25 protein-coding genes are annotated in these 25,675 nt (G+C 62.7%); 14 read left to right on the top strand and 11 right to left on the bottom strand.

Translation table 11 applies throughout. From position 1 onward, the window contains the following. The 3 genes from kdsA (at position 1) to ftsB (ending at position 2,973) form a co-directional block, all read left to right on the top strand. Positions 1-855, top strand: coding sequence for a 3-deoxy-8-phosphooctulonate synthase (gene kdsA, locus ACMFWR_RS13160; protein WP_413192091.1), 855 nt, complete (start codon positions 1-3; stop codon positions 853-855). 289 nt (positions 856-1,144) lie between these two features. Next, positions 1,145-2,428, top strand: coding sequence for a phosphopyruvate hydratase (eno, locus tag ACMFWR_RS13155; RefSeq protein ID WP_413192090.1), 1,284 nt, complete (start codon positions 1,145-1,147; stop codon positions 2,426-2,428). An 89-nt stretch (positions 2,429-2,517) separates the two neighbouring features. After that, the gene (gene ftsB, locus ACMFWR_RS13150; protein WP_413194885.1) at positions 2,518-2,973 is read left to right on the top strand and encodes a cell division protein FtsB; all 456 of its coding nucleotides are present in this window, start codon (positions 2,518-2,520) and stop codon (positions 2,971-2,973) included. A gap of 41 nt (positions 2,974-3,014) precedes the next feature. On the opposite strand, the gene ACMFWR_RS13145 is transcribed toward ftsB, so the two are convergent. The 3 genes from ACMFWR_RS13145 to ACMFWR_RS13135 form a co-directional block, all read right to left on the bottom strand. Beyond that, positions 3,015-3,653 carry a hypothetical protein gene (locus ACMFWR_RS13145; protein ID WP_413192089.1) on the bottom strand — a complete coding sequence of 213 codons (639 nt, stop codon included), beginning with the start codon at positions 3,651-3,653 and terminating at the stop codon, positions 3,015-3,017. 209 nt (positions 3,654-3,862) lie between these two features. Next, positions 3,863-4,804 carry an Hsp33 family molecular chaperone HslO gene (hslO, locus tag ACMFWR_RS13140; protein ID WP_413194884.1) on the bottom strand — a complete coding sequence of 314 codons (942 nt, stop codon included), beginning with the start codon at positions 4,802-4,804 and terminating at the stop codon, positions 3,863-3,865. A 49-nt stretch (positions 4,805-4,853) separates the two neighbouring features. Then, positions 4,854-5,378 (bottom strand): gamma carbonic anhydrase family protein, encoded by a 525-nt coding sequence (locus ACMFWR_RS13135; RefSeq protein WP_413192088.1) that lies wholly within the window; start codon positions 5,376-5,378, stop codon positions 4,854-4,856. Positions 5,379-5,443: 65 nt separating this feature from the next. Here ACMFWR_RS13135 and ACMFWR_RS13130 point away from each other — a divergent pair, with 65 nt between their 5' ends. From ACMFWR_RS13130 to ACMFWR_RS13090, 9 genes are all read left to right on the top strand, one after another. Then, positions 5,444-6,304, top strand: coding sequence for a ferritin-like domain-containing protein (locus ACMFWR_RS13130; protein WP_413192087.1), 861 nt, complete (start codon positions 5,444-5,446; stop codon positions 6,302-6,304). Positions 6,305-6,435: 131 nt separating this feature from the next. After that, positions 6,436-7,320: an alpha/beta fold hydrolase gene (locus tag ACMFWR_RS13125; protein WP_413192086.1), complete on the top strand. Its 885-nt coding sequence runs from the start codon at positions 6,436-6,438 to the stop codon at positions 7,318-7,320. Positions 7,321-7,410: 90 nt separating this feature from the next. Then, positions 7,411-8,244, top strand: a complete 834-nt coding sequence (locus ACMFWR_RS13120; RefSeq protein ID WP_413192085.1) for a 3',5'-nucleoside bisphosphate phosphatase — start codon at positions 7,411-7,413, stop codon at positions 8,242-8,244. Continuing rightward, positions 8,245-8,880, top strand: coding sequence for an L-threonylcarbamoyladenylate synthase (locus ACMFWR_RS13115; RefSeq protein WP_413192084.1), 636 nt, complete (start codon positions 8,245-8,247; stop codon positions 8,878-8,880). A 166-nt stretch (positions 8,881-9,046) separates the two neighbouring features. Then, complete coding sequence (locus ACMFWR_RS13110) at positions 9,047-9,712, top strand: site-2 protease family protein (RefSeq protein WP_413192083.1); 666 nt, start codon at positions 9,047-9,049, stop codon at positions 9,710-9,712. A gap of 6 nt (positions 9,713-9,718) precedes the next feature. Then, positions 9,719-10,921 (top strand): tryptophan--tRNA ligase, encoded by a 1,203-nt coding sequence (locus tag ACMFWR_RS13105; RefSeq protein ID WP_413192082.1) that lies wholly within the window; start codon positions 9,719-9,721, stop codon positions 10,919-10,921. Positions 10,922-10,978: 57 nt separating this feature from the next. After that, positions 10,979-11,887 carry a 4-hydroxy-tetrahydrodipicolinate synthase gene (gene dapA / locus ACMFWR_RS13100; RefSeq protein WP_413192081.1) on the top strand — a complete coding sequence of 303 codons (909 nt, stop codon included), beginning with the start codon at positions 10,979-10,981 and terminating at the stop codon, positions 11,885-11,887. 68 nt (positions 11,888-11,955) lie between these two features. Next, positions 11,956-13,083 carry an outer membrane protein assembly factor BamC gene (gene bamC / locus ACMFWR_RS13095; protein WP_413192080.1) on the top strand — a complete coding sequence of 376 codons (1,128 nt, stop codon included), beginning with the start codon at positions 11,956-11,958 and terminating at the stop codon, positions 13,081-13,083. Positions 13,084-13,121: 38 nt separating this feature from the next. Next, entirely contained in the window at positions 13,122-13,895 is a 774-nt protein-coding gene (locus ACMFWR_RS13090) for an MBL fold metallo-hydrolase (RefSeq protein WP_413194883.1), read from the top strand. A 120-nt stretch (positions 13,896-14,015) separates the two neighbouring features. Here ACMFWR_RS13090 and ACMFWR_RS13085 read toward each other — a convergent pair whose 3' ends face one another. Together ACMFWR_RS13085 and ACMFWR_RS13080 are read right to left on the bottom strand one after the other, a co-directional pair. Further along, positions 14,016-14,276 carry a hypothetical protein gene (locus ACMFWR_RS13085; RefSeq protein ID WP_413192079.1) on the bottom strand — a complete coding sequence of 87 codons (261 nt, stop codon included), beginning with the start codon at positions 14,274-14,276 and terminating at the stop codon, positions 14,016-14,018. 263 nt (positions 14,277-14,539) lie between these two features. Further along, entirely contained in the window at positions 14,540-15,748 is a 1,209-nt protein-coding gene (locus tag ACMFWR_RS13080; protein ID WP_413192078.1) for a JmjC domain-containing protein, read from the bottom strand. A gap of 191 nt (positions 15,749-15,939) precedes the next feature. Here ACMFWR_RS13080 and ACMFWR_RS13075 point away from each other — a divergent pair, with 191 nt between their 5' ends. Further along, positions 15,940-16,485 (top strand): FKBP-type peptidyl-prolyl cis-trans isomerase, encoded by a 546-nt coding sequence (locus ACMFWR_RS13075; RefSeq protein WP_413192077.1) that lies wholly within the window; start codon positions 15,940-15,942, stop codon positions 16,483-16,485. 145 nt (positions 16,486-16,630) lie between these two features. Here the strand turns inward: ACMFWR_RS13075 and ACMFWR_RS13070 are convergent, their stop codons facing one another. The 6 genes from ACMFWR_RS13070 to ACMFWR_RS13045 form a co-directional block, all read right to left on the bottom strand. Further along, positions 16,631-17,704: a hypothetical protein gene (locus ACMFWR_RS13070; protein WP_413192076.1), complete on the bottom strand. Its 1,074-nt coding sequence runs from the start codon at positions 17,702-17,704 to the stop codon at positions 16,631-16,633. A 107-nt stretch (positions 17,705-17,811) separates the two neighbouring features. Next, positions 17,812-20,517 (bottom strand): DNA mismatch repair protein MutS, encoded by a 2,706-nt coding sequence (gene mutS, locus ACMFWR_RS13065; protein WP_413192075.1) that lies wholly within the window; start codon positions 20,515-20,517, stop codon positions 17,812-17,814. Positions 20,518-20,715: 198 nt separating this feature from the next. Continuing rightward, positions 20,716-21,138: a hypothetical protein gene (locus ACMFWR_RS13060; protein WP_413192074.1), complete on the bottom strand. Its 423-nt coding sequence runs from the start codon at positions 21,136-21,138 to the stop codon at positions 20,716-20,718. After that, the gene (locus ACMFWR_RS13055; protein ID WP_413192073.1) at positions 21,135-21,986 is read right to left on the bottom strand and encodes a hypothetical protein; all 852 of its coding nucleotides are present in this window, start codon (positions 21,984-21,986) and stop codon (positions 21,135-21,137) included. Before ACMFWR_RS13055 ends, ACMFWR_RS13060 begins: the two co-directional genes overlap by 4 nt. A gap of 155 nt (positions 21,987-22,141) precedes the next feature. After that, positions 22,142-23,443, bottom strand: a complete 1,302-nt coding sequence (gene lplT / locus ACMFWR_RS13050) for a lysophospholipid transporter LplT (RefSeq protein ID WP_413192072.1) — start codon at positions 23,441-23,443, stop codon at positions 22,142-22,144. A gap of 75 nt (positions 23,444-23,518) precedes the next feature. Beyond that, on the bottom strand, positions 23,519-24,322 hold the full coding sequence (locus ACMFWR_RS13045) for an inositol monophosphatase family protein (protein WP_413192071.1): 804 nt from the start codon (positions 24,320-24,322) through the stop codon (positions 23,519-23,521). A gap of 431 nt (positions 24,323-24,753) precedes the next feature. Here ACMFWR_RS13045 and ACMFWR_RS13040 point away from each other — a divergent pair, with 431 nt between their 5' ends. Further along, positions 24,754-25,557, top strand: a complete 804-nt coding sequence (locus ACMFWR_RS13040) for an RNA methyltransferase (protein WP_413192070.1) — start codon at positions 24,754-24,756, stop codon at positions 25,555-25,557. Positions 25,558-25,675: the final 118 nt, after the last annotated feature.

Genomic DNA, 25,675 nt, shown 5'->3' with positions numbered 1-25,675 from the left:
ATGAAATTGTGCGGATTCGAGGTCGGTATCGACCAGCCGATGTTCGTGATCGCGGGCACCTGCGTCGTCGAATCGGAGCAGATGTCGATCGACGTGGCGGGCCGGCTCAAAGAACTGTGCAACGGCCTGAATATCCCGTTCATCTACAAGTCGTCGTATGACAAGGCGAACCGGAGCTCGGGCAAGTCGTTTCGCGGCCCTGGCCGGGACAAGGGGCTGCAGATTCTCGAGACCGTCAAGAAGCAGTTGAACGTGCCGGTGCTGACCGACGTCCATACGATCGAGGAAATCCCTGAAGTCGCTTCGGTGGTCGACGTGCTGCAGACGCCCGCGTTCCTGTGCCGTCAGACGGACTTTATCCACGCGTGCGCACGCTCGGGCAAGCCGGTCAACATCAAGAAGGGCCAGTTTCTCGCGCCGCATGACATGCGCAACGTGATCGACAAGGCGCGCGAGGCCGCTCGCGAAGCCGGGCTGCCGGAAGACAGCTTCCTCGCGTGCGAGCGCGGTGCCTCGTTCGGCTACAACAATCTCGTCTCGGATATGCGTTCGCTCGCGATCATGCGCGAGACGGGTGCGCCGGTCGTGTTCGACGCGACGCACTCGGTGCAGCTGCCCGGCGGGCAGGGCACGAGTTCGGGCGGTCAGCGCGAATTTGTGCCCGTGCTGGCGCGCGCGGCGGTGGCGGTCGGTGTCGCGGGCGTGTTCATGGAAACGCACCCGGACCCGTCCAAGGCGCTGTCCGATGGGCCGAATGCAGTCCCGCTCGCCCGCATGGGAGAATTGCTGCTCACGTTGTCGACGCTCGACGAAGCCGTCAAGCGCGGCCCGTTGCTCGAAGAGAATTTCAACTGAGTATGTCAAGCCGGCTGATGTCGCCGGCTTGTGCGGGCCGCCAAGGCACCGCTTTGCGTGATGCAGGATGTTGGAGACCGCGGACTGTCACAGGGCCGCGTCAGAATGCAGGACGATCGTGCCGTCGCTCAGGCGGGCGGCACGAGCATGCGTAGCAGGGTGGCGGCCTTTGCGGTGCGGCTGCCGGACGATGCGCTCGCATTGATAGCGAGCCGTCGCGAGGCGCGGTGCAGTCGGGGTTGTCACATGAATTCAAAAATAGAATTGAGCGATATCTTCTGAGGACGCTATGAGTGCAATCGTTGACATCATCGGCCGCGAGATCCTGGACTCGCGCGGCAACCCCACCGTCGAATGTGATGTGCTGCTCGAGTCGGGCACGATGGGCCGTGCGGCTGTGCCGTCGGGCGCATCGACGGGTTCGCGCGAAGCCATTGAGCTGCGCGACGGCGAAGGCGGCCGCTACAGCGGCAAGGGCGTGCTGAAGGCCGTCGAACATATCAACACCGAAATCTCCGAAGCGATCATGGGTCTGGACGCATCGGAGCAGGCATTCCTCGACAAGACGCTGATCGAACTCGACGGCACCGAAAACAAGTCGCGCCTCGGCGCGAACGCGATGCTCGCCGTGTCGATGGCGGTCGCGAAGGCCGCGGCTGACGAAGCCGGCCTGCCGCTGTATCGCTACTTCGGCGGTTCGGGCGCGATGCAAATGCCCGTGCCGATGATGAACATCGTCAACGGCGGCGCGCACGCGAACAACAGCCTCGACATTCAAGAGTTCATGATTGTGCCGGTCGGCCAGTCGAGCTTCCGTGAAGCCCTGCGTTGCGGCGCCGAAATCTTCCACGCACTCAAGAAGATTCTCGCCGACAAGGGCATGAGCACGGCAGTGGGCGACGAAGGCGGCTTCGCGCCGAACTTCTCGAGCAACGACGAATGCCTGTCGACCGTCATTCAGGCGATCGAAAAGGCGGGCTACCGCGCCGGTGAAGACGTGCTGCTCGCGCTCGACTGCGCAGCGAGCGAGTTCTACAAGGACGGCAAGTACGTGCTGTCGGGCGAAGGCCTGCACCTGTCGTCGACCGAATTCGCCGACTACCTCGGCACGCTGGCTGACAAGTTCCCGATCGTCTCGATCGAGGACGGCATGGCTGAAGGCGACTGGGAAGGCTGGAAGACGCTGACCGACAAGCTCGGCGACAAGCTTCAGCTCGTCGGCGACGATCTGTTCGTCACGAACACGAAGATCCTCAAGGAAGGCATCGAGAAGGGCATCGCGAACTCGATCCTGATCAAGATCAACCAGATCGGCACGCTGACCGAAACGTTCGCCGCCATCGAGATGGCCAAGCGCGCCGGCTACACGGCCGTCGTGTCGCACCGTTCGGGCGAAACCGAAGATTCGACGATCGCCGATATCGCGGTCGGCCTGAACGCCGGTCAGATCAAGACGGGCTCGCTGTCGCGCAGCGACCGGATCTCGAAGTACAACCAGTTGCTGCGCATCGAGGAAGATCTCGGCGATATCGCTTCGTATCCGGGCCGTTCGGCCTTCTATAACCTGCGTTAAGCTACGCAGAGAGCGCGTCCATGGCGTCGCGCACGCAACCTCATATGCCGCCGGCGCTTGCGTCGGCGGCATTGCCTTATCCAGCGTCTATGCGGCTTGTTACGGTAGTTTTGATCGCCTTGCTGGCGATGATCCAGTATCCGCTGTGGTATGGCCGCGGCGGCTGGCTGCGCGTTCACGAACTCGAAACGCAGCTTTCCGATCAGCAAAAGCGCAATGCCGACCTCAAGGCGCGCAATGACCGTCTGGCCGGTGAAGTGCAGGATCTCCAGAACGGCACGACCGCGCTCGAGGAGCGCGCGCGCTATGAGCTCGGCATGATTCGCGACAACGAGGTGTTCGTGCAGTTCGTGTCGCCGAACGAGCCGATCGTGCTGACGCCGAGCGCGGTGGCCGGACCCGAAACGTCGACCCGCGGCGTGGTTGCCGCGGCACCGGTGAAGGTGGTACCCGATCCGCCTTCGCGTCAGATGCTCAACGACAAGAAGAAAGCCGAGAAGGCCAAGGAAAAGGGCGCGAAGAAGGCGCCGACGGCGGCGAAGTAACCGCTACCGGTCAGACGTCCAGGTGCGACGTCTGTCGCATTTCACCATCCCCAGCCTGAACTGAAACCGACGCCAACGCTCCAGCGCGAGCCGCCGTGCCAGCAGCATCCGCCACGTCCCCAGCCGCCGTAATAGCCACCGACCACGACTGGCGATGCGTAATACGGCGAATACGCCGGGTAATAGGCCGGGTAGTACGCGGGATAGTAAGCGGGGTAATAGCTCGGGTAGTACGACGGTGCGTACCAGGCGGCGCGTGCGGCGTTTTCCGCTTCCATCGACGCGGTCTGGTCACGTTGTACCTGCCGGTCGATATCGGCGTAGCGCTGGCGTTCCTGTGCGCTGAGCGGCGGCACGGCAGCCGCGTCGTCGTTTGCGTAGTTCGCGCCGTCTGCACCGTATCCGCCGTTGCTTTGAGCCTGGGCCGCAGCGGAATCGCCATGAGGCGACATCGGAGCAGGTGATGCCGGAAGCGCCTGAGCAGGTACCGGCTGTGTCTGCACGGGAGCCGCGTACGCATAGTCGGACGGCAGCCGGCTAACGATGCTCGACTGACCCGGCACCGGCTGCACTGCGCAGCCGGCCAGCAGGGCCGCGCATCCGGCAGCGGCCATCAGCATGGCGCGCCCGCGGCGTACGGTATCGAAGCGGATCAGACCGGTCAGGGCAGTACTCATCATCAACAGGCAAAAAAGTTAGGCCGGAACGGCTGTCCGGCAAACACATCCGCAACGCACAAAGACATCCGCAACCCACAAAGACATCCGCAACCCACAAAGACATCCGCAACCCACAAAGACATCCGCAACCCACAAAGACATCCGCAACCCACAAAGACATCTAACCTGCAAACAGCTATGCGACGCGCCCGGTCGGACTCTGTGGGGACTTAATGTGTGCGTCCCGACGCCGGGTTCATAGTCTCTGAGAGCGGGCCGGCGAGAAAAAGTTGCGCCGCGTCCACCGCGTCGAATTCATACCGCTGGTTACAGAACTCGCAATGGATCTCGACGTGGCCACGCTCGGACAGGATCGACTCGACCTCGTCGCGCCCCAGCATCTTCAACATGCGGCCCACCTTGTCGCGCGAGCAGGTGCAGCGAAAACGGGCACGCGCGGGTTCGAAGCGCCGCAGGTTCTCCTGCCAGAACAGGCGCTTCATCAGCGTCTCGGCATCCGCATGCAGCAATTCGTCATGGGTGATCGTCGAGCCCAGGTGGCACACCCGGTCCCACGTATCCGCATCGTGTTCGCCCGGGTGCGGCACGATCCCGCCATCGCCCGGCAGCTTTTGCAGCAGCATGCCGGCCGCCTTGGCATCATCGGCGGCCAGCCACATGCGCGTCTCAAGCTGCTCTGAGTGGTGCATGTACTTCTCGAGGATGTCGGCGATCGACTGCAGCGGCGCACCATGGTCGTCGTTGAGCGGCACGACGCCCTGATAGGGCTGCTGGCCGGGCTTCTTGTCGGCCGGGTCGAGCGTGATCGCACAGCGGCCGCGGCCTTCCGTGTTGATCAGCGATGCGAGCGACGCGTCGTCGTCGATCGGGCCGTCGAATTTGGCCGTCGCGCGCAACGTGAGGTCCGAGTTGCATTCGACCACGAGCATGCGGACCGGGCCGTCGCCCATGATCTGGATGACCAGTGCGCCGTCGAACTTGAGGTTCGCCGAAAGCAGCGCGGCCGCGGCCATCATCTGCCCGAGCACCGTGCGGATCGGCGCGGGGTAGTCGCGCCGTGTGAGGACTTCCTGCCACGTGTTTTCGAGCAGGACAATCTCGCCGCGCACGGGCGCCGCGTTGAACATGAATTTTTGAAGCTGGTCGTTCACCAAAATAACCTTTATCTGTCGAGTTCGCGAGTGATCGATCACCCGCGCATTAGCCGATGCGCGTGAGTTCCGTCTTGAACGTGTGCCGCCGTTCGACATAGACCTGCGCATTGCGCTGCAACCGCGCCACGTCCTGTTCGGTGAGCGTGCGCACCACCTTGGCCGGCGCCCCGAGAATCAATGAATTGTCCGGAAACACCTTGTTCTCGGTCACGATGGCCCCGGCGCCAACCAGACAGTTGCGGCCAATGACCGCTCCATTCAAGACCACCGCCTGAATTCCGATCAGCGACCCCGAGCGCACCGTGCATCCGTGCAGCATGGCCTGATGCCCGATCGTCACATTGTCCTCGATCGTCAGCGGGAAGCCCGGATCGGTGTGCAGCACGGCGCCTTCCTGCACGTTGCTGTTCTCGCCGACCGTGATGGGTTCGTTGTCGCCGCGGATCACCGCGCCGTACCACACACTCGTGTTCTTGCTGAGCACCGCTTTGCCGATGATGGTGGCGGTGTCTGCAACAAACGTCGTTTCGTCAATCGTCGGGGCGTGTTCGCCGAGCTTGTAGATGGCCACTTGTTCTCCCGTGGGCAGAGGCGGGCGTTGCCTGCGCCGTAAAGGCGTTATTGTATGCTCGCTCCATGGAATTCAATTTCGACGTCCTTTTGCAAGGCGGCTGTGCACGCTCGATCGCGCTGAGCGTGCTGGCCGAGCCCGATCCGGGCACCAAGGCCCACGCCGCGCGAGCGCTCTACGACGCACTTGGAACCGGCCGCGTGTCGGTCGACCGTACGCTTCAACTCGCCGATCCCGGCGGCTTGCCCGGACGGCCCGTGCGCCCCGAACTCGTTCCGCCAAGACTGCTCGACAAACGCTCGGTCCATACCGATGTGGGGCGTGCGGTGCTCTTGCACGCCCTTGCGCATATCGAATTCAACGCGATCAATCTCGCCCTTGACGCCGTCTGGCGCTTTGACGGCATGCCCGAGGCGTACTACGGCGACTGGCTGCGCGTGGCGGCCGAGGAGGCCTACCACTTCAGTCTGCTTGGCGCGCATCTCGGCACCATGGGCGTGGCCTACGGCGATTTTTCCGCACACAACGGCTTGTGGGAGATGGTCGAGAAGACGCGCGGCGACGTGCTCGCACGCATGGCGCTCGTGCCGCGCACGCTCGAGGCGCGTGGCCTCGACGCAGCGCCGCCGATGCGCGCAAAGCTCGCCCAGGCGGGCGACAGCGTGGCCGCCGGCATTCTCGACATCATCCTGCGCGACGAGATCGGCCATGTGGCCATCGGCAACCGCTGGTACCGGCACCTGTGTGCGCAACGCGGCCTCGATCCGAACGCGATCTATCCGGGGCTGGTACGCCGGTACAAGGCGCCTGAACTCAAGGGGCCGTTCAACCTCGACGCGCGGCGCCTCGCGGGCTTCGATGAGGCGGAACTCGAGGCTTTGGTCGCCGGCGCGCCGTCCGGCGACACGCCTCTGCGCGCAACCTGATTCGCCAAGCCAAGCCCACCCGGCGCCCAGCGGGACGACGGGTGGATCGAGAGCGATCCCTCAAAATCCAGCCCGCACGAACCGCTGATCGCGGCATATAATCGAACGACCATTCTTTTTTCGTGCCTGCAATGCTTGCTTCCACTTCCGAATTTGTCCAGACGCGCGGGCCGCGCCTTCATGTCCGCCGCTGGGGGCGCGCCGATGCGCCGAAGCTTTTTATGCTGCACGGCTGGATGGACGTGGCCGCGTCGTTCCAGTTCATTGCCGACGAACTCGCGTCGGACTGGCAGATTCTTGCGCCGGATGCGCGCGGCTTTGGCCTGAGCGACTGGCCGGTGCACATGGCCGGCGGCGGCAACTACTGGTTCCCTGATTACCTCGTGGACCTCGAGGCGCTGCTCGACCACTACGCGCCGGGCGAGCAGGTCAATCTGGTCGGCCACAGCATGGGCGCGAACGTCGTGTGCATCTATGCCGGCGTGCGCCCCGAACGCGTGCGCCGCGTCGTCGATCTCGAGGGGTTCGGGCTCCGGCAATCGGCCCCCGGCCGCGCCGCCGCACGCTATGCGCAATGGCTCGACGACATGAAGACGCCCCCGTCGCTGCGCGACTATGACGACCTCTACGCCGTGGCGGCACGCCTGACCAAGACCAACCCGCGCCTGCGCCGCGACCGCGCCACGTTTCTCGCAGAGCACTGGTCGCGACCGACCCCCGAAGGGCGCCGCGAATTGCTCGCCGACCCCGCGCACAAGCTGCGCGGGCCGCTGCCGTATCTTGTCGACGAAGTCATGAGCATCTGGAGCAAGATCACGGCCCCTGTGTTGCACGTCGAGGCCAAGGATTCGCCGACGCTGACGTCGATTCGCGGCGATACACCGCTCGATGAATTCCGTCACCGCTTCACGGCCTTCCCGAACTGGCGCGAGGCCATCATCGAGCATGCGGGCCATATGCTGCACCACGACCAGCCGGAAGAAGTGGCCGCCTTGATCCGGGAATTCTGCGCGTAGGCGCGCTGACATCCGTATACACGTTGCACTGCCGCAATTTCCGGAAAGCGGTAGGCGACGGCACCCCGGCCCGCGCGGTAAAATCTGTGCATGACTAACGCTGATCTTCACTGCCATTCGACCTATTCCGACGGGCTGCTCGCGCCCGCGGATGTCGCACGTCGCGCGCGCGACGGCGGGGTGTCCCTCTGGGCGATGACCGACCACGACGAAATCGCCGGGCAACGAGAGGCCCGCGCGGCCGCCGAGGCGCTCGGCATGCGCTATGTCGAGGGCGTCGAAATCTCAGTGACGTGGGCGAATCGCACGATCCACGTCGTCGGACTCGCGATCGATTCCGGCAATCGCGGCCTCGTCGACGGCCTTGCCGCCACGCGCGGCGGTCGTGACGGACGTGGTCGCGTGATCGCGGACCGTCTCGCCGACGTCGGCATTCCGGACGCCTATGAAGGCGCGCTGAAATACGCAAACAACCCGGCGCTGCTGTCCCGCACGCACTTTGCGCGCTTTCTTGTCGAACACGGCTATTGCGAGTCGACGTCCGACGTTTTCGCGCGCTACCTCGCGGAAGGGCGGCCCGGCTTCGTGCCGCATCAGTGGGCCACCCTCGAGCAGGCCATGGGGTGGATCCAGGGAGCCGGCGGCACCGCCGTCATCGCGCACCCGGGCCGGTACAAATACACGCAAATCGAGTTCGCAGCGCTGTTCGACGTATTCCGCGACCTGGGCGGCGGCGCCATCGAAGTCGTGACCGGCAGTCACACGCCCGACCAGTACCGCGAATACGCCGATGTCGCGCGACGCTACGGATTTCGCGCGTCGCGCGGCTCCGATTTCCACGCACCGGGTGAAGGACGCACGGAACTCGGCTCGCTGCCGATGCTGCCCGACGACTTGACGCCCGTGTGGCGCGACTGGCAGTGAATGAGCCAATACTTCCGCATTCATCCTGAGAATCCGCAGGCACGACTGATCAAGCAAGCCGCCCAGGTCGTATCGGGCGGCGGCGTCATCGCGTTGCCGACCGATTCGAGCTACGTGCTCGCGTGCCGGCTCGACGATCGGTCCGCGGTCGAGCGCTTGCGCCGTATTCGCGGGATCGACGAGCGTCAGCATTTGTCGTTGCTCGTGCGCGACTTGTCGGAACTCGCCACCTTCGCGATCGTCGACAACCGCCAGTTCCGGATGATCCGCACGGTCACGCCCGGACCGTACGTCTTCGTACTCGTCGCCACCAAGGAAGTCCCGCGCAGGCTGTCGCACCCGTCGCGCAAAACGATCGGCCTGCGCGTGCCCGACCATGAAATCGCGCGCGCGTTGATCGCCGAGCTCGGCGAGCCCCTGATCGCGTCGACGCTGATCCTGCCGGACGACGAAGAACCGCTGAACGATCCGGAAGAAATCCGCGTACGCCTCGAAAAGCAGATCGATCTCGTTATCGATGGCGGGGCCTGTCCGCGCGAGCCGTCGACGGTCATCGACCTCACCGGCGCCGAACCCGAGCTGATCCGTATGGGAAGAGGGCCCGTCGAGCCATTCGGCATCGATGCACCTGTATGACCGGCCGCGGCGAGGCGCCCCTCGAATATCGACTGCTTCCGGCTTCCGCTCGGCGCGGGACTCGGTGCGTACGCCGGGCGACCCACTGACCGCCGCACCGGCCCCCCTGCACCGAATACTGAAATCCCGGCGGGGCGACCCGGCCCCCTTGCTACAATAGCGCCCCATGTACGATACGCTGATCCAGAATATTGCCGTCAACGCGTTGCCCGTCGTGTTTGCGATTACGCTGCACGAGGCCGCCCACGGCTATGTCGCGCGCATGCGCGGCGACAACACCGCCTATATGCTGGGCCGTGTCTCACTGAATCCCGCGCGCCATATCGACCCGATCGGCACGATCGTGATGCCGCTCGTGCTGTATTTCCTGACCAATGGCGCGTTTCTGTTCGGCTATGCGAAGCCGGTGCCCGTCAATTTCGGCGCGCTCAAGAATCCGCGCTGGGACGGCCTGCTCGTGTCGATCGCCGGCCCCGCCTGCAATTTTGTCCAGGCGATTCTCTGGGGTGTGTTTGCGATCGTGCTGCACGCGACCGGCATCGACGAGCCGTTTTTCGTCAAGATGGCGCCGGCCGGCATCCTGGTGAACCTCGTGCTCTGCGCGTTGAACCTGTTCCCGCTGCCCCCGCTCGACGGTGGCCGGGTGCTTGCTTCGCTGCTGCCGCCCAAGCAGGGCTACGCGCTGTCGCGCGTCGAGCCGTACGGCTTCTTTATCGTTATGTTGCTCGTCACGACGGGCGTGTTCGCGTCGTTCTGGTTGATGCCGTTGACCAATATCGGTCTGCAGGTGCTGGGCTCGCTGCTCAATCCGTTGTCCGCTCTTATTTCCTGACCATTCATGTTCCCTGCGCGTATCTTTTCCGGCATGCGTCCTACCGGGTCACTGCACCTCGGTCACTACCATGGCGTGCTGAAGAACTGGGTCCGGCTGCAATCCGAATATCCGTGCTTTTTCAGCGTGGTCGACTGGCACGCGCTGACCACGCACTACGAAACGCCCGAAGTCATCGAAAAAAATGTCTGGGAGGTGCTGATCGACTGGCTCGCGTCCGGTATCGATCCCTCGCAGGCGACGCTTTTTATCCAGAGTCGCGTCCCCGAACACGCGGAACTGGCCCTGTTGCTGGGCATGAGCACGCCGCTGGGGTGGCTCGAACGCGTGCCGACCTACAAGGAACAGATCGAAAAGATCAAGGATCGGGATCTCCAGACCTATGGATTCCTCGGCTATCCCGTTTTAATGGCGGCCGATATCCTTCTGTACCGTGCGTCGCTCGTGCCGGTGGGTGAAGACCAGGTGCCTCACGTTGAAATGACGCGCGAAATTGCGCGGCGTTTCAATTATTTGTATGGCCGTGAGTCGGATTTCGAGGAAAAAGCCCTTGAGGCAGCCCGAAAGCTGGGCGGAAAGCGCTCGAAGCTCTACCTCGAGCTGCGCAATGCCTACCAGCAAGACGGTGTCGAGGAAGCCCTCGAACAGGCGCGCGCGCTGTTGCAGGAGTCGCAGAGCCTGTCGCTGAACGATCGCGAGCGCCTTTTCGGCTATCTGGAAGGGGCGCGCAAGATCATCCTGGTCGAGCCGCAGGTCATGTTGACGGAAGCGTCGCGCATGCCGGGACTCGATGGCCAGAAGATGTCGAAGTCGTACGGCAACACCATCGGGCTTCGCGAAGACAAGGACACGATCTCGAAGAAAGTCCGGACCATGCCGACCGACCCGGCGCGCGTGCGCCGCACGGATGCGGGCGATCCGGACAAATGTCCTGTCTGGGACTTGCATCAGGTCTATTCCGACGATGCGACACGCGAGTGGGCCGCGGCGGGCTGCCGTAGCGCGGGCATTGGCTGCCTCGAATGCAAGCAGCCCGTGATCGACGGCATCTTGCGCGAACAGCAGCCGATGCTCGAGCGCGCGCAGAAGTATATGGACGACCCGTCGCTGCTTCGCGCGATCGTGGCCGATGGGTGTGACAAGGCCCGCAAGTTCGCTCAGGAAACAATGCGAGACGTGCGCGAAGCGATGGGGCTGGCATACAACTGATGTGGCGGACTTTGAATCCGCTACAATCCCGTTTTATCGAATTTATTGGCGTTTTGCATGACTACCGGAACTGACTCGGCCGCGCTCGGTGCATCCATCCGTGGCAGCATCGTCGCAATCATTACCCCGATGAAGGATGACGGCAGCCTGGACCTGCCGGCACTCAAAAACCTGATCGACTGGCATATCGCCGAAGGCACGAACTCCATCGTGATCGTCGGTACGAGCGGCGAGTCGGCGACGGTTTCGGTGGACGAACATAAACAGCTGATCAAGGAAACGGTCGATCACGTCGCGGGCCGGATTCCGGTGATCGCGGGTTCGGGCGCGAATTCGACGGCTGAAGCCATTGCGTTGACGCGTCATGCGCGTGAGGTCGGTGCGGATGCGACGCTGCAGGTCGTGCCGTACTACAACAAGCCGACCCAGGAAGGCATGGTCCGCCACTTCTCGGCCGTTGCCGAGGAGGGTGGCCTGCCCGTGATTCTGTACAACGTGCCGGGCCGTACCGTTGCCGATATGAGCAACGAGACGATCCTGCGGCTCGCCGAGGTGCCGAACATCGTCGGCGTCAAGGACGCAACGGGCAATTTCGACCGTGCGGTGCATCTGATCAAGGATGCGCCTGCCGGATTTTCGATCTACAGCGGTGACGATCCGACAGCGATCGCGCTGATGTTGATGGGAGGGCACGGCAATATTTCCGTCACGGCCAACGTCGCACCGCGTGCGATGTCGGAACTGTGCCGGGCCGCGCTGGCGGGCGATGCCCGTACGGCGCGAGAGATCCATCTGCGCTTGCTTGGCCTTCACCGGCACTTGTTCGCGGAATCGAACCCGATTCCGACGAAATGGGCGCTCCAGCAGATGGGCAAGATCGAGGGCGGCATTCGTTTGCCGCTGACGCCGCTGGCCCCGCAGTTCCACGACGTGGTCCGGGCGGCGATGCGCGAGGCCGGCCTCTGAGCCGGCAGGACTGAGCGCGCGCACGCGTGAACTGCCGTGGCCGCGCCAATCGTTATTCGAAGGACTTCATGACATCAGCCCGTTTCTCCCACATCGCGCGCGCAGTCGCCGCGCTGGCCCTGCTCGGCTCGCTTGCAGGTTGCGAGACGCTCAATGACTGGTTCGCGTCGGACCGCGTCGACTACAAGAGCGCGACCAGCGCACCGACGTTGACGGTGCCTGCCGACCTGTCGAAGGCGCATATCGACGATCACTTCTCCGTGCCCCCGACGCAAATCGGTCTGGGCGGCGCGCCGATGTTCACCCAGACGGCGAACGGCGCGGCGACCATCGGTCAGCCGACGGCGCAGGATCCGATGGGCATGCACATCGAGAGAGACGGCGACACGCGCCGCCTCGTCGTCGATGGCCGCACGCCCGAACAACTCTGGCCGGAACTCAAGGATTTCTGGACCGAGAACGGCTTCGTCGTACAGACCGATCTGCCCGCGCAAGGCCTGATCGAAACGAACTGGGCCGAGAACCGTGCAAAGATCGGCAACGACTGGTTCCGCAGCTCGATCGGCAAGCTCTTCGACGGCTTCTACTCGTCGGGCACGCTCGACAAGTTCCGCACGGTCGTCGAGAAGGGCCCGAACGGCGAGACGGAAATCACGATCTCGCATAGCGCGCTCGAAGAAGTCATGATCGGCCAGCAGAAGGAAACGTCGCGCTGGGTCGCACGTCCGCGCGACCCGAATCTCGAAGTGGCCTTCCTTAACCGCCTGATTCAAAAGTTCGGTCTGTCGAACACGCAGGCGCTGATGCTCGAAGCGAATGCACGCCAGGGCGAAGCACGTGTCGCGGCCGCAAGCGCGCCCGATGGCGCACCGGAACTCGATGTCGCTGAGCCGTTCGATCGCGCATGGCTGCGTATCGGCGTCGCGCTCGATCGCAGCAGCTTCGCTGTCGACAACAGCGACAAGAGCAAGGGCCTGTACTACGTTCGTTACGTTGACGATACGCAGGACGTCAAGAAGGAAGGGATCTTCGGCAAGCTGCTTACGAGCAGCGCGCCGCCGAAGAAGCTCGTAGTCAACGTGAAGCCGAAGGACGATGCATCGACGCAAGTCTCGGTGGTCGATGCGAGCGGCAACTTCGATACGTCGGTCGAAGCCAAGCGCCTCGTCTCGACGCTGAGCGCGGCGCTGAACTAAGCGTTGCGTATGCGTCTGTCTCAAGCATCGCGCTCGTGATGCGTTTTACCAGTCTGGGTAGCGGCAGCGAGGGCAACGCCCTCGTTGTCGAAGTCTCCGAAGGGAGCAGTACCACTCGCGTGCTGCTCGACTGCGGCTTTTCGGTTCGCGAACTGCAACGGCGTTTGCTTCGTGCAGGAATCGACTTCGCCGATCTCGATGCCTTAATCGTCACTCACGAACATACGGATCATGTCGGCAGCGCATTGACCCTGGCGCGCAAAGCCGGCCTGCCGGTGTACATGAGCTGGGGCACGGCGCTCGCATGCGGCGCCGACGACGGTCGTATCGATCTGCGCATCCTGTGGGGTGGCGATCCGCTTGCGATCGGCGATATCGAAGTGCATCCGTATACCGTTCCTCATGACGCGCGCGAGCCGCTTCAGTTCGTCTTTTCGGACGGCGATGTGCGCCTTGGCGTGCTGACGGACACGGGTTGCCCGACACCGCATATCGTCGAGGTACTCGGTGGCTGCCATGGCCTGATCCTCGAATGCAACCATGATCGCGAGATGCTGGCTGCGAGCCGCTATCCGGCCTCGCTCAAGCGACGTATCGGTGGCGATCTGGGTCACCTGGCCAACGATGCCGCAGCGCAGTTGCTCGCCGATCTCGATCGTCAACACATTCAGCATCTGATCGCTGCGCACCTGAGTCAGCAAAACAACACACCGGAGCTTGCGAGGGCCGCACTCGCGACCGTGATGGGCAGCTCAATCGATGACATCGTCGCTGCGACACAAGCCGAAGGCTTCGACTGGCGCTCGATCTAATGTAAAGACGATGCAGCTTTTGTAGATATCACACGTACAGTTCAACACGTCTTCGATACGTTTTGCGCAGACATAAAAAAACCGGCCCGAAGGCCGGTTTTTTTATAAGCGGATATCCGCTTAGTTGCTTGCGCCCGAAGCCGGAGCGGCAGCCGAAGCGCCTGCGTCCGAGGCAGCAGCCGGAGCCGACGAAGCGTCAGCGGCCGGAGCCGATGCGGTCGTGTCCGAAGCAGCAGCAGCCGGTGCCGAAGCAGCGTCAGCGGCCGGAGCCGAAGCAGCAGCGGCGTCGCTCGCCGGAGCAGCAGCCTGGTCGCTCGACTTGCTGCAAGCAGCCAGAGCCAGTGCAGCCATCAGGGAAGCGAGGAGGAGGGATTTCTTCATGATCACGTCCTTTTATGGATAAAGGTAAGCAACAGCGCGAATGTTACCGGTAATGTTTATGTGCTAACACCGACCTTGGCCGTTGGTGCAGGCGCACAGAATGTGCCCCTTTTACCGACGGCTTGGCCCGAAATTATATGCACTTTCGTACAGAGAGTCGATAAATCTTGCCTCCCGTACAAACCTTTCACCACGGGCTTTTTCTAGCTTTAAGAATATCTGCAAGATCCCAAAGAGTTTGCCTGTTTATTTCTCAGCAAGTCTCAGGCCGCTCGTATCCAGCCTGCACAATACCATTCGTGCAGCAGGCCTGTCACCGGGCCCCCCCCTGAGAGTGTTACAAAGTCTTTCCCTTCAAGGGCCTTGCGATCTGCGAGACGTTGTACCCAATCGCGAACATCGCGATCGAGCTTGCCTGCCTCGCCGTTAATGTAATAGCAGTGGCGATCGTAAAGCAGTGCGGTGCGAGGGTCCACCGCGATACCACGTCGCCGGGCAAGCGCGAGAAACCCCGCTTCGTCCGGCGGGTTGTCAGGTGTGTCAAATACAACGTTTGGCTTGGGTTCGCTCAGGTATCGCCCGACAAAACGTTCAACATCGGCGCGGTTCCATTGGATATTGCGAAGCCATGCTTCGGTTGTATCGACAACATCATCCGGCAACCGGGCAGGCGTGGTTGTCGGCTCACGGCCTTTATCCTGCAAGCGGCGTGCCGCACCCTTGAGCGTGTCCGCGCGTTCAGCGAAATCGAACAGGAATTGCCCCATCATTTCCCCCGCGACGGGAGCACGGAAGCCGATCGAGCACGTCATGCATTCGCCGATCGCGACGCCGTCGTGCGCAATATGCGGCGGCAGATAGAGCATGTCTCCCGGCTCCAGCACCCATTCTTGGGTGGGCTCGAAGCGGTCTAGAATCTTGAGAGGCATCCCTTCTTGCAGCGCGAGATCGCGTTGTGCGCTGATGCGCCAGCGTCGCTTGCCATGCGTCTGCAACAGAAAGACGTCGTAGGAGTCGAAGTGGGGACCGACTCCGCCGCCATCGGTGGCGTAGCTATACATGGCGTCATCCAGTCGCGCGTCGGGCAGGAAGCGAAACCGGTTCATGAGCGCATGGGTAGCGTCATGGTAGAGATTGACGCCCTGTACGAGCAGGGTCCATTGTTTGCTCCGTGCCGACGGCAATTCGTCGCGTGCAAACGGTCCGTGGTCAAGCGACCAGGTGCCGCGTCGTTGCGTGATGAGACGGCTGTCGACATCATCGCGATCGGCGAGGCCGAACAACGTCTCGCGATCGATGAACTGTGCGATGTCGGGTACCGCACCGCGAATCAACAGCGGCTTGCGTTGCCAGTAGCGTCGCATGAACTGTGCCGCTGTGAGGCCGCCGAGCAGCGGACCGATCGCGGCATCGGCAGCGGCCGGCACAAAGCGATGTGCATCTGTCGTCGCACGATCGGTCGGCGCTTGCACGTTGCGATCGTCGGCGCGTCGACGCGACGCCGTCGCAGCGCGCGGACTTGAGGGGCGGTCAGACGCGTGGTCTGATGCGTGTTCTGATGCGGGGGCCGAGCTCACGCGAGAAGTGCGAGAGGGCTTGGGAGAGGACGTATTTAAGGGCCGCGGCGGCATCGTATAATGCGGTTCAGTTTCCGGAGGAACGAATGAAGATCGTCAAGAATACCGTCGTGTCAGTCGCTTATACGCTGTCGGATGCGCAAGGCAATCTGATAGAGCAAAGCGATGAGCCGATGGTCTATTTGCATGGCGGCTATGATGGCACGTTCCCCAAAATCGAGGAAGTGCTCGACGGCCGCGAGCCTGGCTTTGAGACGATGGTGCAGCTCGAGCCGGATGATGCGTTCGGCGAATATGATCCCGAACTGGTGAAGATCGAAGCACGTGGTCGCTTTCCTGAACCGCTCGAAATCGGCATGCAATTTGAAGGCACGCCCGAAGAGAGCGACGACGAACTCGAAGCGCTGATCTATACGGTGACCGACCTGGCGGAAGACAAGGTCGTGCTCGACGGCAATCATCCGCTGGCAGGCATGGCGTTGCGCTTCAAGCTCAAGGTCACCGAGGTGCGCGAAGCGACGGCCGACGAAGTCGAACACGAGCATGCTCACGGCGCCGATGGTCTGCATGTCGTCGACGAAGACGAGGACGACGACGATGATGAGGACGAGCCGCCGCGCGTGCTTCACTGAAGCACGCATGGAGGTCGCAGGACGCGCATGAAAAAACCCAGGACATGTCTGTTGACGTGGACCTGGGTTTTTTGTTGATGTCGCTGAGCAAAGTGACGTCGGTCAGCGAGTCGATCGCTTGCCCAGTCGATGATGTTTGCCCCGACTATTCGCCCGGCGCGCGGTCGACCGGAGGCAGGGGCAGCATCTTCGGCGCCTCGACGCCGGTCGGCGCAGACGCTTCGGGTTGCACGGGAGCCGGCGCTGCGTCGGGCGGCAGGGCAGCCACCTTTTCGACGCGAATCCGGAACACCTCTTTGCGATCCGGTTCAACGCGCACACGGATCCACTGCGATAAATGCGGCGAGCCCGATATCTCGAGCCGCGCAAAGTTCGGCACACGTGTGCCGTGTTCATCGCGCAGCGGTTCATCAATGCGGTACCCCGTCGCCAGCGGACCGACACCACCATCGATCAACAGCACCGGGCCCTCGAAGCGCTGAGTGAGTTTGAGCAGTGCCTGCTTTAACTCCGCGTAGCCGTCGCGTGCCGATTGCCGGTCGAATCGCAGCCATCCGAACAGCCGGTCGCGGCGCGCGCCGGCTTCGAATTGCGGATCGCCTTCGATCGCGATCACGATGGCGCGCGCATGGCCATGACGCGCGACCGTTTCAGTGCGATCGAGCCATTCGCGATTGGCGACGTCACGTTCCTCGAACTCCCCGTTGCGGCCGCCCTCGTTGAGGTAGTGATTGTTGTCGCCCGGTACGTTGAGCGTGACGAACACCACGTCCCCGGACTGCCACCGCATGTTCTCGCGGTATAAGCGAAACCGTGCGCTCGCGCTTTGTCTCGACAGCGGCAGTTTGTTCACACCGAACGACTGATCGTCGTCGAAGAAGTGTTCACGAATGAAGTCGAGCCGTTCTCGCGGATCATTGCCGCCGTTCGGGCCGAACTGGCAGGCGATCCATTCGTTTTCACCGGGGACGTAAAAGAGCGGAACGGGCGAGCTGTCGAGCCAACCCTGGCGTGCCAACAGCAGCGTGTCGTCACAGGACTCGCCCGGGGCCTTGATATTTCCGGTGTCGACAATGAAGCGCGGTGCTTCTGACGCATGGCCGATCGCATCGAGCAAACGCCGCGCCGCGGGCTCTTCCGCGCTGCCGAACGGCCCGTTGCCGATCACGGCGAAACTGAAGGCGCCGCTCGCCGCGGACGCGGTATCTAGCGGCGCCAACGCGAACAATGCACACGAACCGATCGATGCAATAAGCCATCCCCGGCGTCCGATGCGCGCCCAATCGATAAGACGGAAAGGAGTGCGTCGCGTGCCGGGCATGGTTGTCAGGGCAGGGCCGTATCGTTGTCGTCGTCGCCGTTCGCCATCGCGCGCAGGCTGTAGAGCAGATCCAGCGCGTCACGCGGGCGCAGCGAGTCAGGGTCGAGTTCGCGCAATCGCGCAAGCACGGGGTGAACCGAGGGTGCGGCCGCCGGGAGAGCGTCGGCAGGCGCATCGACATCGTCGTCGAAGGTGTGTGCCGGTGCCGCAAACAAATCGAGCTGGGGCGTCGCATGTCCGACCGACTGCTGCTCGAGCAGCGCCAGATGCTTGCGAGCGGCACGGATCACCGGTGCCGGCACGCCTGCCAGTTGCGCAACCTGCAAACCATAACTCTGGCTGGCGGGGCCTTCATCGACAGCATGAAGGAACACGATGCCGTTGCCATGTTCGACGGCCGACAGATGCACGTTGGCCGCATGCGCGAATTCTTCGGGCAGTTGCGTGAGTTCGAAGTAGTGGGTCGCGAACAGTGTGTAACACCGGGTGGTACTCAACAGGTGCCGCGCGATGGCCCAGGCCAGCGCCAGCCCGTCGAACGTCGACGTGCCGCGGCCGATTTCGTCCATCAGCACGAGGCTGCGCTCGCTCGCGTCGTTGAGGATCGCGGCGGCCTCCGTCATCTCGACCATAAACGTCGAACGGCCGCCCGCGAGGTCATCTGCGGCGCCGATGCGCGTAAAGATCCGATCGATCGGACCAAAGCGTGCAACGCGCGCGGGCACATAGCTGCCGATATAGGCGAGCAGCGCGATCAGTGCGGTCTGGCGCATAAAGGTCGACTTACCGCCCATATTCGGGCCGGTGATCAACAGCAATTTGCGTGCGTCCGATAAACGGCAGTCGTTTGGAATGAATCGCTCGACCTGGCCTTCGACAACAGGGTGACGCCCCTGGTCGATATCGATGCATTCATCGGCAACGAACTCGGGCGCGACCCAGCCCAGTGTGCGCGCACGTTCTGCGAATGTCGCGAGCACGTCGAGTTGCGCGAGCGCGGCGGCCACCGATTGGCATACGCCGAGATGCGGCAGCATGGCTTGCAGCAGCGCCTCGTAGAGCGCTTTTTCGCGCGCCAGCGCACGTTCCTGTGCCGACAACGCCTTGTCTTCGAACGTCTTGAGTTCAGGCGTGATGTAGCGCTCGGCGTTCTTGAGTGTCTGCCGGCGGCGATAGTCGTCCGGCACCTTGTCCGTCTGGCCGCGCGTGACCTCGATATAGAACCCGTGAACCTTGTTGAATTCCACGCGCAGATTGTTGATGCCCGTGCGTGTGCGCTCGCGGGTTTCGAGATCGAGCAGGAACTGTCCGCAGTTTTCCGAGATGTCGCGCAGTTCGTCGAGGTCCGCGTCGTAGCCGCGCGCGATCACGCCGCCGTCCCGGATGACGACCGAAGGTTCCGTGGCGATCGCACGCGTGAGCAATTCGACTGCGTCCGGCGGCGGTTCGAGCGTGCCATCGAGTTCGGCGAGCAGCGGTGACTGTGCTGCGAACGGTGCCAGCTGCGCGCGCAACGTGGGCAGCGAAGCCAGTGTGTCGCGCAGGCTCGAGAGATCGCGCGGACGCGCCGACAGCAACGCAAGGCGTCCCGTGATGCGTTCGATATCCGCGATCGTGCCGAGCGACGCACGAATGCCGTCGAGATCGCCGTCGAGCAGCGTGCCGATCGCCTGATGACGCGCCATCGGTACGGCTGCTTCACGCGGCGCGTGATGCAGCCAGTAGCGAAGCAGCCGGCTGCCCATCGTCGTGCGGCAGGTGTCGAGCAACGACGCGAGCGTCGGCGCTTCGGTTCCGCGCAGTGTTTCGGTGAGTTCGAGATTGCGCCGCGTTGCGGGATCGAGCCCGATGAATTCGGATTCGTGTTCGACCTTGAGCGTCCGGATATGACGGAGTTGCTGGCCTTGCGTCGCCGCAGCGTACAGCAGCAGCGCGCCTGCGGCACCGCAGGCGATCGTCAGCGTCTGGGCCGAGAACCCGTCGAGGCTCGCCACTTCAAGCTGCTTGCACAGGCGCTCGCGTCCCGAGGTCATGTCGAAATGCCAGACGGGCACACGGGTGACCGAGCCTGCGCTCGCGGGCAATTCGAGCCGGTGCTCGGCATCGGCGTCAGCGATCAGCGTTTCGGCCGGGCGCACGCGTTCGAGCAGCGCAGCCAACCCTTGCACCGGGACTTCGCTAAGTCGCAAGGTGCCGCTTGCCAGGTTGACCCAGGCCAGCCCGTACGTCGGCGTCTGCTTGCGACCTGCGGTTGTCGCACAGACGGCCAGCAGATAGCTATCGGACTTGTCCGAAAGCAACGCGGCATCGGTCAGCGTGCCTGGCGTGACGACTCGCACGACCTTGCGTTCGACGGGGCCTTTCGACGTGGCGGGGTCGCCGATCTGTTCACAGATGGCGGCGGACTCACCCAACTTGACGAGCTTGGCCAGATATTGCTCGACCGCGTGATACGGCACGCCTGCCATTTTGATCGGCACACCGTTCGACGAACCGCGCTGCGTCAACGTGACGTCGAGCAGACGCGCGGCCTTGACCGCATCGTCATAGAACAGTTCGTAGAAATCCCCCATCCGATAGAACACGAGTGTGTTCGGGTACTCGTTCTTGATGCGGAGATACTGCTGCATCATGGGCGTATGCCCGCCCGCGGGTGCAGGCGCGGGGGCAGAAACAGAAGGCGGCGAGTCGGGCGAGGCGGGGTTGAGCATGAGTGGCGCGTTGAGTCGGTGCGATTCGACCGGATCGTGCCAACGATATTCGACACTTGCTTTGATCGCCGCGCAGCCGAAAGGGCGCGCAAGGCAGGCTCTGCAAGGCGGATATCGGAGCACACATCCGTCGTGACAGACGCCAGTTTAACTTGGTCCGCGGAGCGCCGCGATTATGCGGGATGGGCCGGGGGCGATTTAACTAAGAGTTGAGCCAGGGGTGGGCGCCACGACGCCGTCTTCGTCGTCATATAAAGAGCAAAGTGCGAGCTTCGATGCGAAGCTACGGGCATCTTCCATAACATCGCAAGCTTCCTCGTGTGTCACGCTAGCACCCAGGTCATAGTCGGCGCGTCGCCGTGCCGTTTTAGCCGACTGAAGTACATAGCCGACTGCCACGGCCTTTCTATCCCCCTTCGCATGGATAAAGCGTTTGCAAAGCCTCTCGTGCTCACCCATGCCGATACCGTGATTCGGGTCAGGGTAGCGCTCACCAACAAGACGGGCGGCGTGGTACATGCTGTAGTAAGCCCGGCTGATTGCATTCCGAAGGTCGATCTGCGTACCACAAAGGAACATGAATTCGGCTGCGCTCAGGAACTCGGTGAAATGGGTGCTCATACGGAAGCGGACCTGATCAAGTTGAGGGGACGCGCTTTCGAAAGCACGTCCGGACGTCCCGTAAAGGATCTGATCGTGATCGGCGCAACTTCAACGGCAGTGTTCTCGAAGCGGTCGATGAGGGCTTCGACAACCACGTATTGCAGCTCCGCGCACTCGGGTGAGGATGCATCGACATGGATATGAAGGCTTGTGGCCAACGGCATCGTGCCCAGCAAGTCCACCCGGTACACGTTGTGCCGGCTCGCTTTCAGAGCCTCTACCACGGCTTCGATACGCAGCAGCAACGCTTCATGATCGAGCTTCTCTTCCTTCGCTATGCGCAACAGCTCTTCGTAGAGGGGGCGTCGGCTCAACGCCTCGGCACGTATCGGCTCCGATGGGTGCGTGATGTTGACAATTGCGTCCACGACCTCGATCGCGTGCTCAAAGTCAAACGTATCAGCGAAGCATCCGAGCATGTGTTTAAGCACATTCCGGCTACCTTTCGCGGTGGGCAACAGCGACGATGACAGCGCGTTTGCTTCACGTACGTATCCCATATCAGTCAACGCTGATAGGGCATTGCAAACGATGTGATCGTCTGCCGTGTTCAGTTGGAGTGCGTTCGTAATCTGACGCTTCGCTTCGCCGTGATTCCCGAGGCCCATCGCCGCCAAACCAAGTCCCATCTGGCAAGTTGCGTAGTCCTTGTGCAGCGCTTTGGCGTTGAGGTAGATCAACGCCAGCTGACCGCGCAATTGATGCAGCGTTGCATCTACCTGTTGAGTACGTTGTCGATGCAGAGCTTCGACAACGCCATTAAAAACGTTGCTTTCGATCGATTTCGCCTGTGCGAGCGCCGACATGATTGTGGATTCCGTGGTTCTCGATGGGTGCGTCCAACAAGGGCCGCTCATCGAAGCGGCCAAGGTGACGAATTTATCGAGACGGGTGTCCAGCGACTTGCACAGATCGCGCAGAATTCAGCCGCGCTCTAGCGACTTTTCACGAAGTCGCTCAGTCAATCACCCAGCTGAGCAGCGACGTGATCATGCTCGCGCTGGTTGGCGTGATGCCGAAGCATGGCCAGATACATCAGCGCAACCACGGTGGTGCCGAACAGCACGATGATCCACTGAATCGGCATGTCCCATTTGAGCAGCAGCGCGTACAGGCCGAGCATCGAGAGCACGGCGATATTCTGGTTGAAGTTCTGCACGGCGATCGAGTGCCCGGCCGACAGAAGCTGGGCGCCGCGATGCTGAAGTACCGCGTTCATCGGCACGACGAAGAAGCCCGCGAGCGTGCCGACGATCAGCATTTCAACGAACGCGAACACGATGTAGTAGGGCACGCTTAGCGGCCCCAGGTGAATGCCGGCACCCGCAGGAAACAGATCGCGCGAATAGAAGGCCATGCAGATCGTGACGACGCCGACGAGCAAGCCGACGGGCAGCACTTTGAACGCATCGCGCATCGGAATCTTCGCCGCGGCCCACGCCGCGCCGACTGCGATCCCAAGCCCGGTAATGCCTTGTAGCGTCGCTGCGGACGATAGCGACATGCCGAGCCGTACATTGGCCCATTTGAGCACCATCAGTTGCAACGTGACCGCGCTGCCCCAGAGCAAGGTGGTCACCCAGAGCGCAATCTGGGCAAGCTTGTCGTGCCACAGCACATAGAAGCAGTGGCGAAAATCGCGAATGAGCTTGAGCGGCTCATGCAGCCGGTTTTCGTAGCGCGCGCCGGTGTCGGGAATATCGATATTGAGCACGCCCGCGGCGGCGTAGACCAGGAACATCACGACCATCGCGCATTGCGCGGCCGTGTGGATGAACGGTATCGAATGGCCGGTAATCCAGTGCGACACCACGTCGCTGACGAGCGCGCCGCCGGCCATTGTTCCGACGATCGTCGACAGGACGGTCGCGGATTCAAGCCACGCATTGGCGACGACGAGTTGTTCCTTCGGAAGCAGCTCGGTCAGGATGCCGTATTTCGCCGGCGAATAGGCGGCCGCGCCGAAGCCGATCAGGCCATAGGCGATCATCGGATGCACGTTCGCGATCATCAGTACGCAGCCCCCCGCCTTGAGCGCGTTCGAGATGAACATCACGTAACGCTTTTGCAAGGCGTCGGCAAACGCGCCGACAAAGGGCGCGAGAACGACGTAGGAGATCGTGAACAGGATCTGGAGCAGCGGCGTGACCCAGGCTTGCGAATGGATATCGCGCAGCAGGGCGATGGCAGCGATCAGTAGCGCATTGTCGGCAAGCGACGACACGAACTGCGCGGCGATGATCGTGTAAAAGCCTTTCTTCATCCGTTTTGAGCATCGAGGAGCGCGTGCAGGCCGCTGCGCGCTCCCTGTATGACGTTCAGCAAACGAGCGCAGCCATCAAGCAGCCGCTTCGTGCACCTTGCTATACGGGTTCAGGACCTGAATCATTTGCGCGTAGAGCTTCGGATTGCCGGCGAGGATTTCGCCCATGTGCAGGAACTCCGCCTCGCCCGTGTAGTTGCCCACGAGGCCGCCGGCTTCGGTGATTAGCAGGCTGCCCGCTGCAACGTCCCATGCCTTGATGCCTTGCTCGAAGAAACCATCCATGCGGCCGGCCGCAACGTTGGCCAGGTCCAGTGCGGCGGCGCCGGGGCGGCGCAGGCCTGCGCAGGCTTCGGTCATTTCGCCGAACAGCTTCTTGTAACGGTCAAGACCCTGGAGGTCGCGGAACGGGAAGCCCGTGCCGATCAGTGCATCGGCCAGACGGTCGCGCTTGCCGACGCGGATGCGGCGGTCATTCAGGAAAGCACCGCGTCCGCGCGAGGCGACGAAAAGATCGTTCCGGTTCGGATCGAACACGACGGCTTGCGTCACGACGCCGTTGTGCGCCAGCGCGATCGACACGCAGTAGTAGGGGAAGCCGTGAATGAAGTTCGTCGTGCCGTCGAGCGGGTCGATGATCCACTCGAATTCCGATTTCTGTTCGCTGCGGCCCGATTCTTCGGCAAGGATGGCGTGATCCGGATAGGCCGTCGAGATCGTTTCGATGATCGCTGCTTCGGACGCCTTGTCGACTTCGGTCACGAAATCGTTGTGCTGTTTCTTGCTGACCTTGACGAGATCGAGGTCGAGCGATGCACGGTTGATGATTTGCCCGGCGCGGCGTGCGGCCTTGACGGCGATGTTGAGCATCGGATGCATGAGACGAAATCCTTGTGGCGATGGAGGCGATGGCCGAAGCCGGCAGCCGGAACACTACGCGCGGCGGCGCAAACGGGGAAACGCCGGCTCATGCCGGGCCCGTCGCGGCCGCGCGAACGGAAAAAGAGCGGGGTGCAGGTTCGGCCGGAAGCCGGCCGGGCACACGAAGCCGCTATTCTATCCGAGAGGGGCTGCGCTTGCCGGCCTCATGCGGGTAACATTTGCGTTGGCCCATGTGGGCGGCCCCTTTCGGTTCGGTCCGCTGGACTTGGCCATTTGCATCGCCCAGCGGGGTCGACGCGTCCGCGCCGCCGGTCTGGCCGACCATGAGGGGCTGACTTGCGTCGGCGGTTCGAAGGTTCGCGGGCTTGGACGCGAATTTGAGCACCGCACTTGCATACCGACTGAACGATAGATCAACAGACTGACCGATGACCGATACCGTGCGTCCTGGCGACGATGAACCGGCTGTAGCCGGTGGCTTTACCTCGACACGTTTTGTCCTCGTCGAACCGAGCCATCCGGGCAATGTCGGCTCAGCCGCGCGTGCGCTCAAGACGATGGGCTTCGCGCGCCTCGTGGTCGTGCGGCCGAAGGTGGCTCATGTGCACGAGGACCCCGAGGCATGCGCGATGGCGAGCGGCGCAGACGACGTGCTTGCCAACACGCATATCGTTGATTCGCTCGAGGATGCCTTGAGTGGCGTGCACTGGTCGCTCGCGTTGTCCGCGCGACCGCGCGAATACGGGCCGCCCGTGCTGACGCCGCGCACGGCCGCCGAACGGGCCGTGCCCATCGTCGCGGGCGGTCAGCAGGAAATCGCGCTCGTGTTCGGCAATGAACGCGTCGGGCTCTCGAATGCGGACGTCGAGCGTTGCAGCGGCATCGTCCACATTCCGGCTAATCCGGCTTACAGCTCGTTGAACCTGGCCCAGGCCGTGCAGGTGCTCGCGTACGAACTGCGCATGGCGTTCCAGGCGCAGGGTCACGCCCAGCACGCGAGCCCGGCGATCGTCGACCCCGACGCGTCGCCGCTCGCTGCCAGCGAGGACGTCGAACGCATGTTCGTGCATCTCGAGAACGCGCTGGTTTCGATCGACTTCCTTGATCCTGCCAATCCGAAGAAGCTCATGCCGAGACTTCGACGCCTGTTTGCGCGCACGGGGCTCTCGCGCGAAGAGGTGCATATCCTGCGCGGCATCGCGAAGCACATACTGCTCAAGGCGCATCGGTGATCGTCGCCGGTCGGCCATCCCGAGCGCGTCGGAGCGCACCGCCCAGGTCGAGCTGATGCGCCCGCGCCGCGTATAGCGCCAGCATGTAGTACCAGCGTTATCGCCGGACCCCGTTGCG

Source organism: Pararobbsia alpina (assembly GCF_965118125.1).
Lineage (GTDB): Bacteria > Pseudomonadota > Gammaproteobacteria > Burkholderiales > Burkholderiaceae > Pararobbsia > Pararobbsia alpina_A.
Note: the sequence above shows the minus strand (reverse complement) of the source record. Positions and strands in the feature narration are given on the sequence as shown.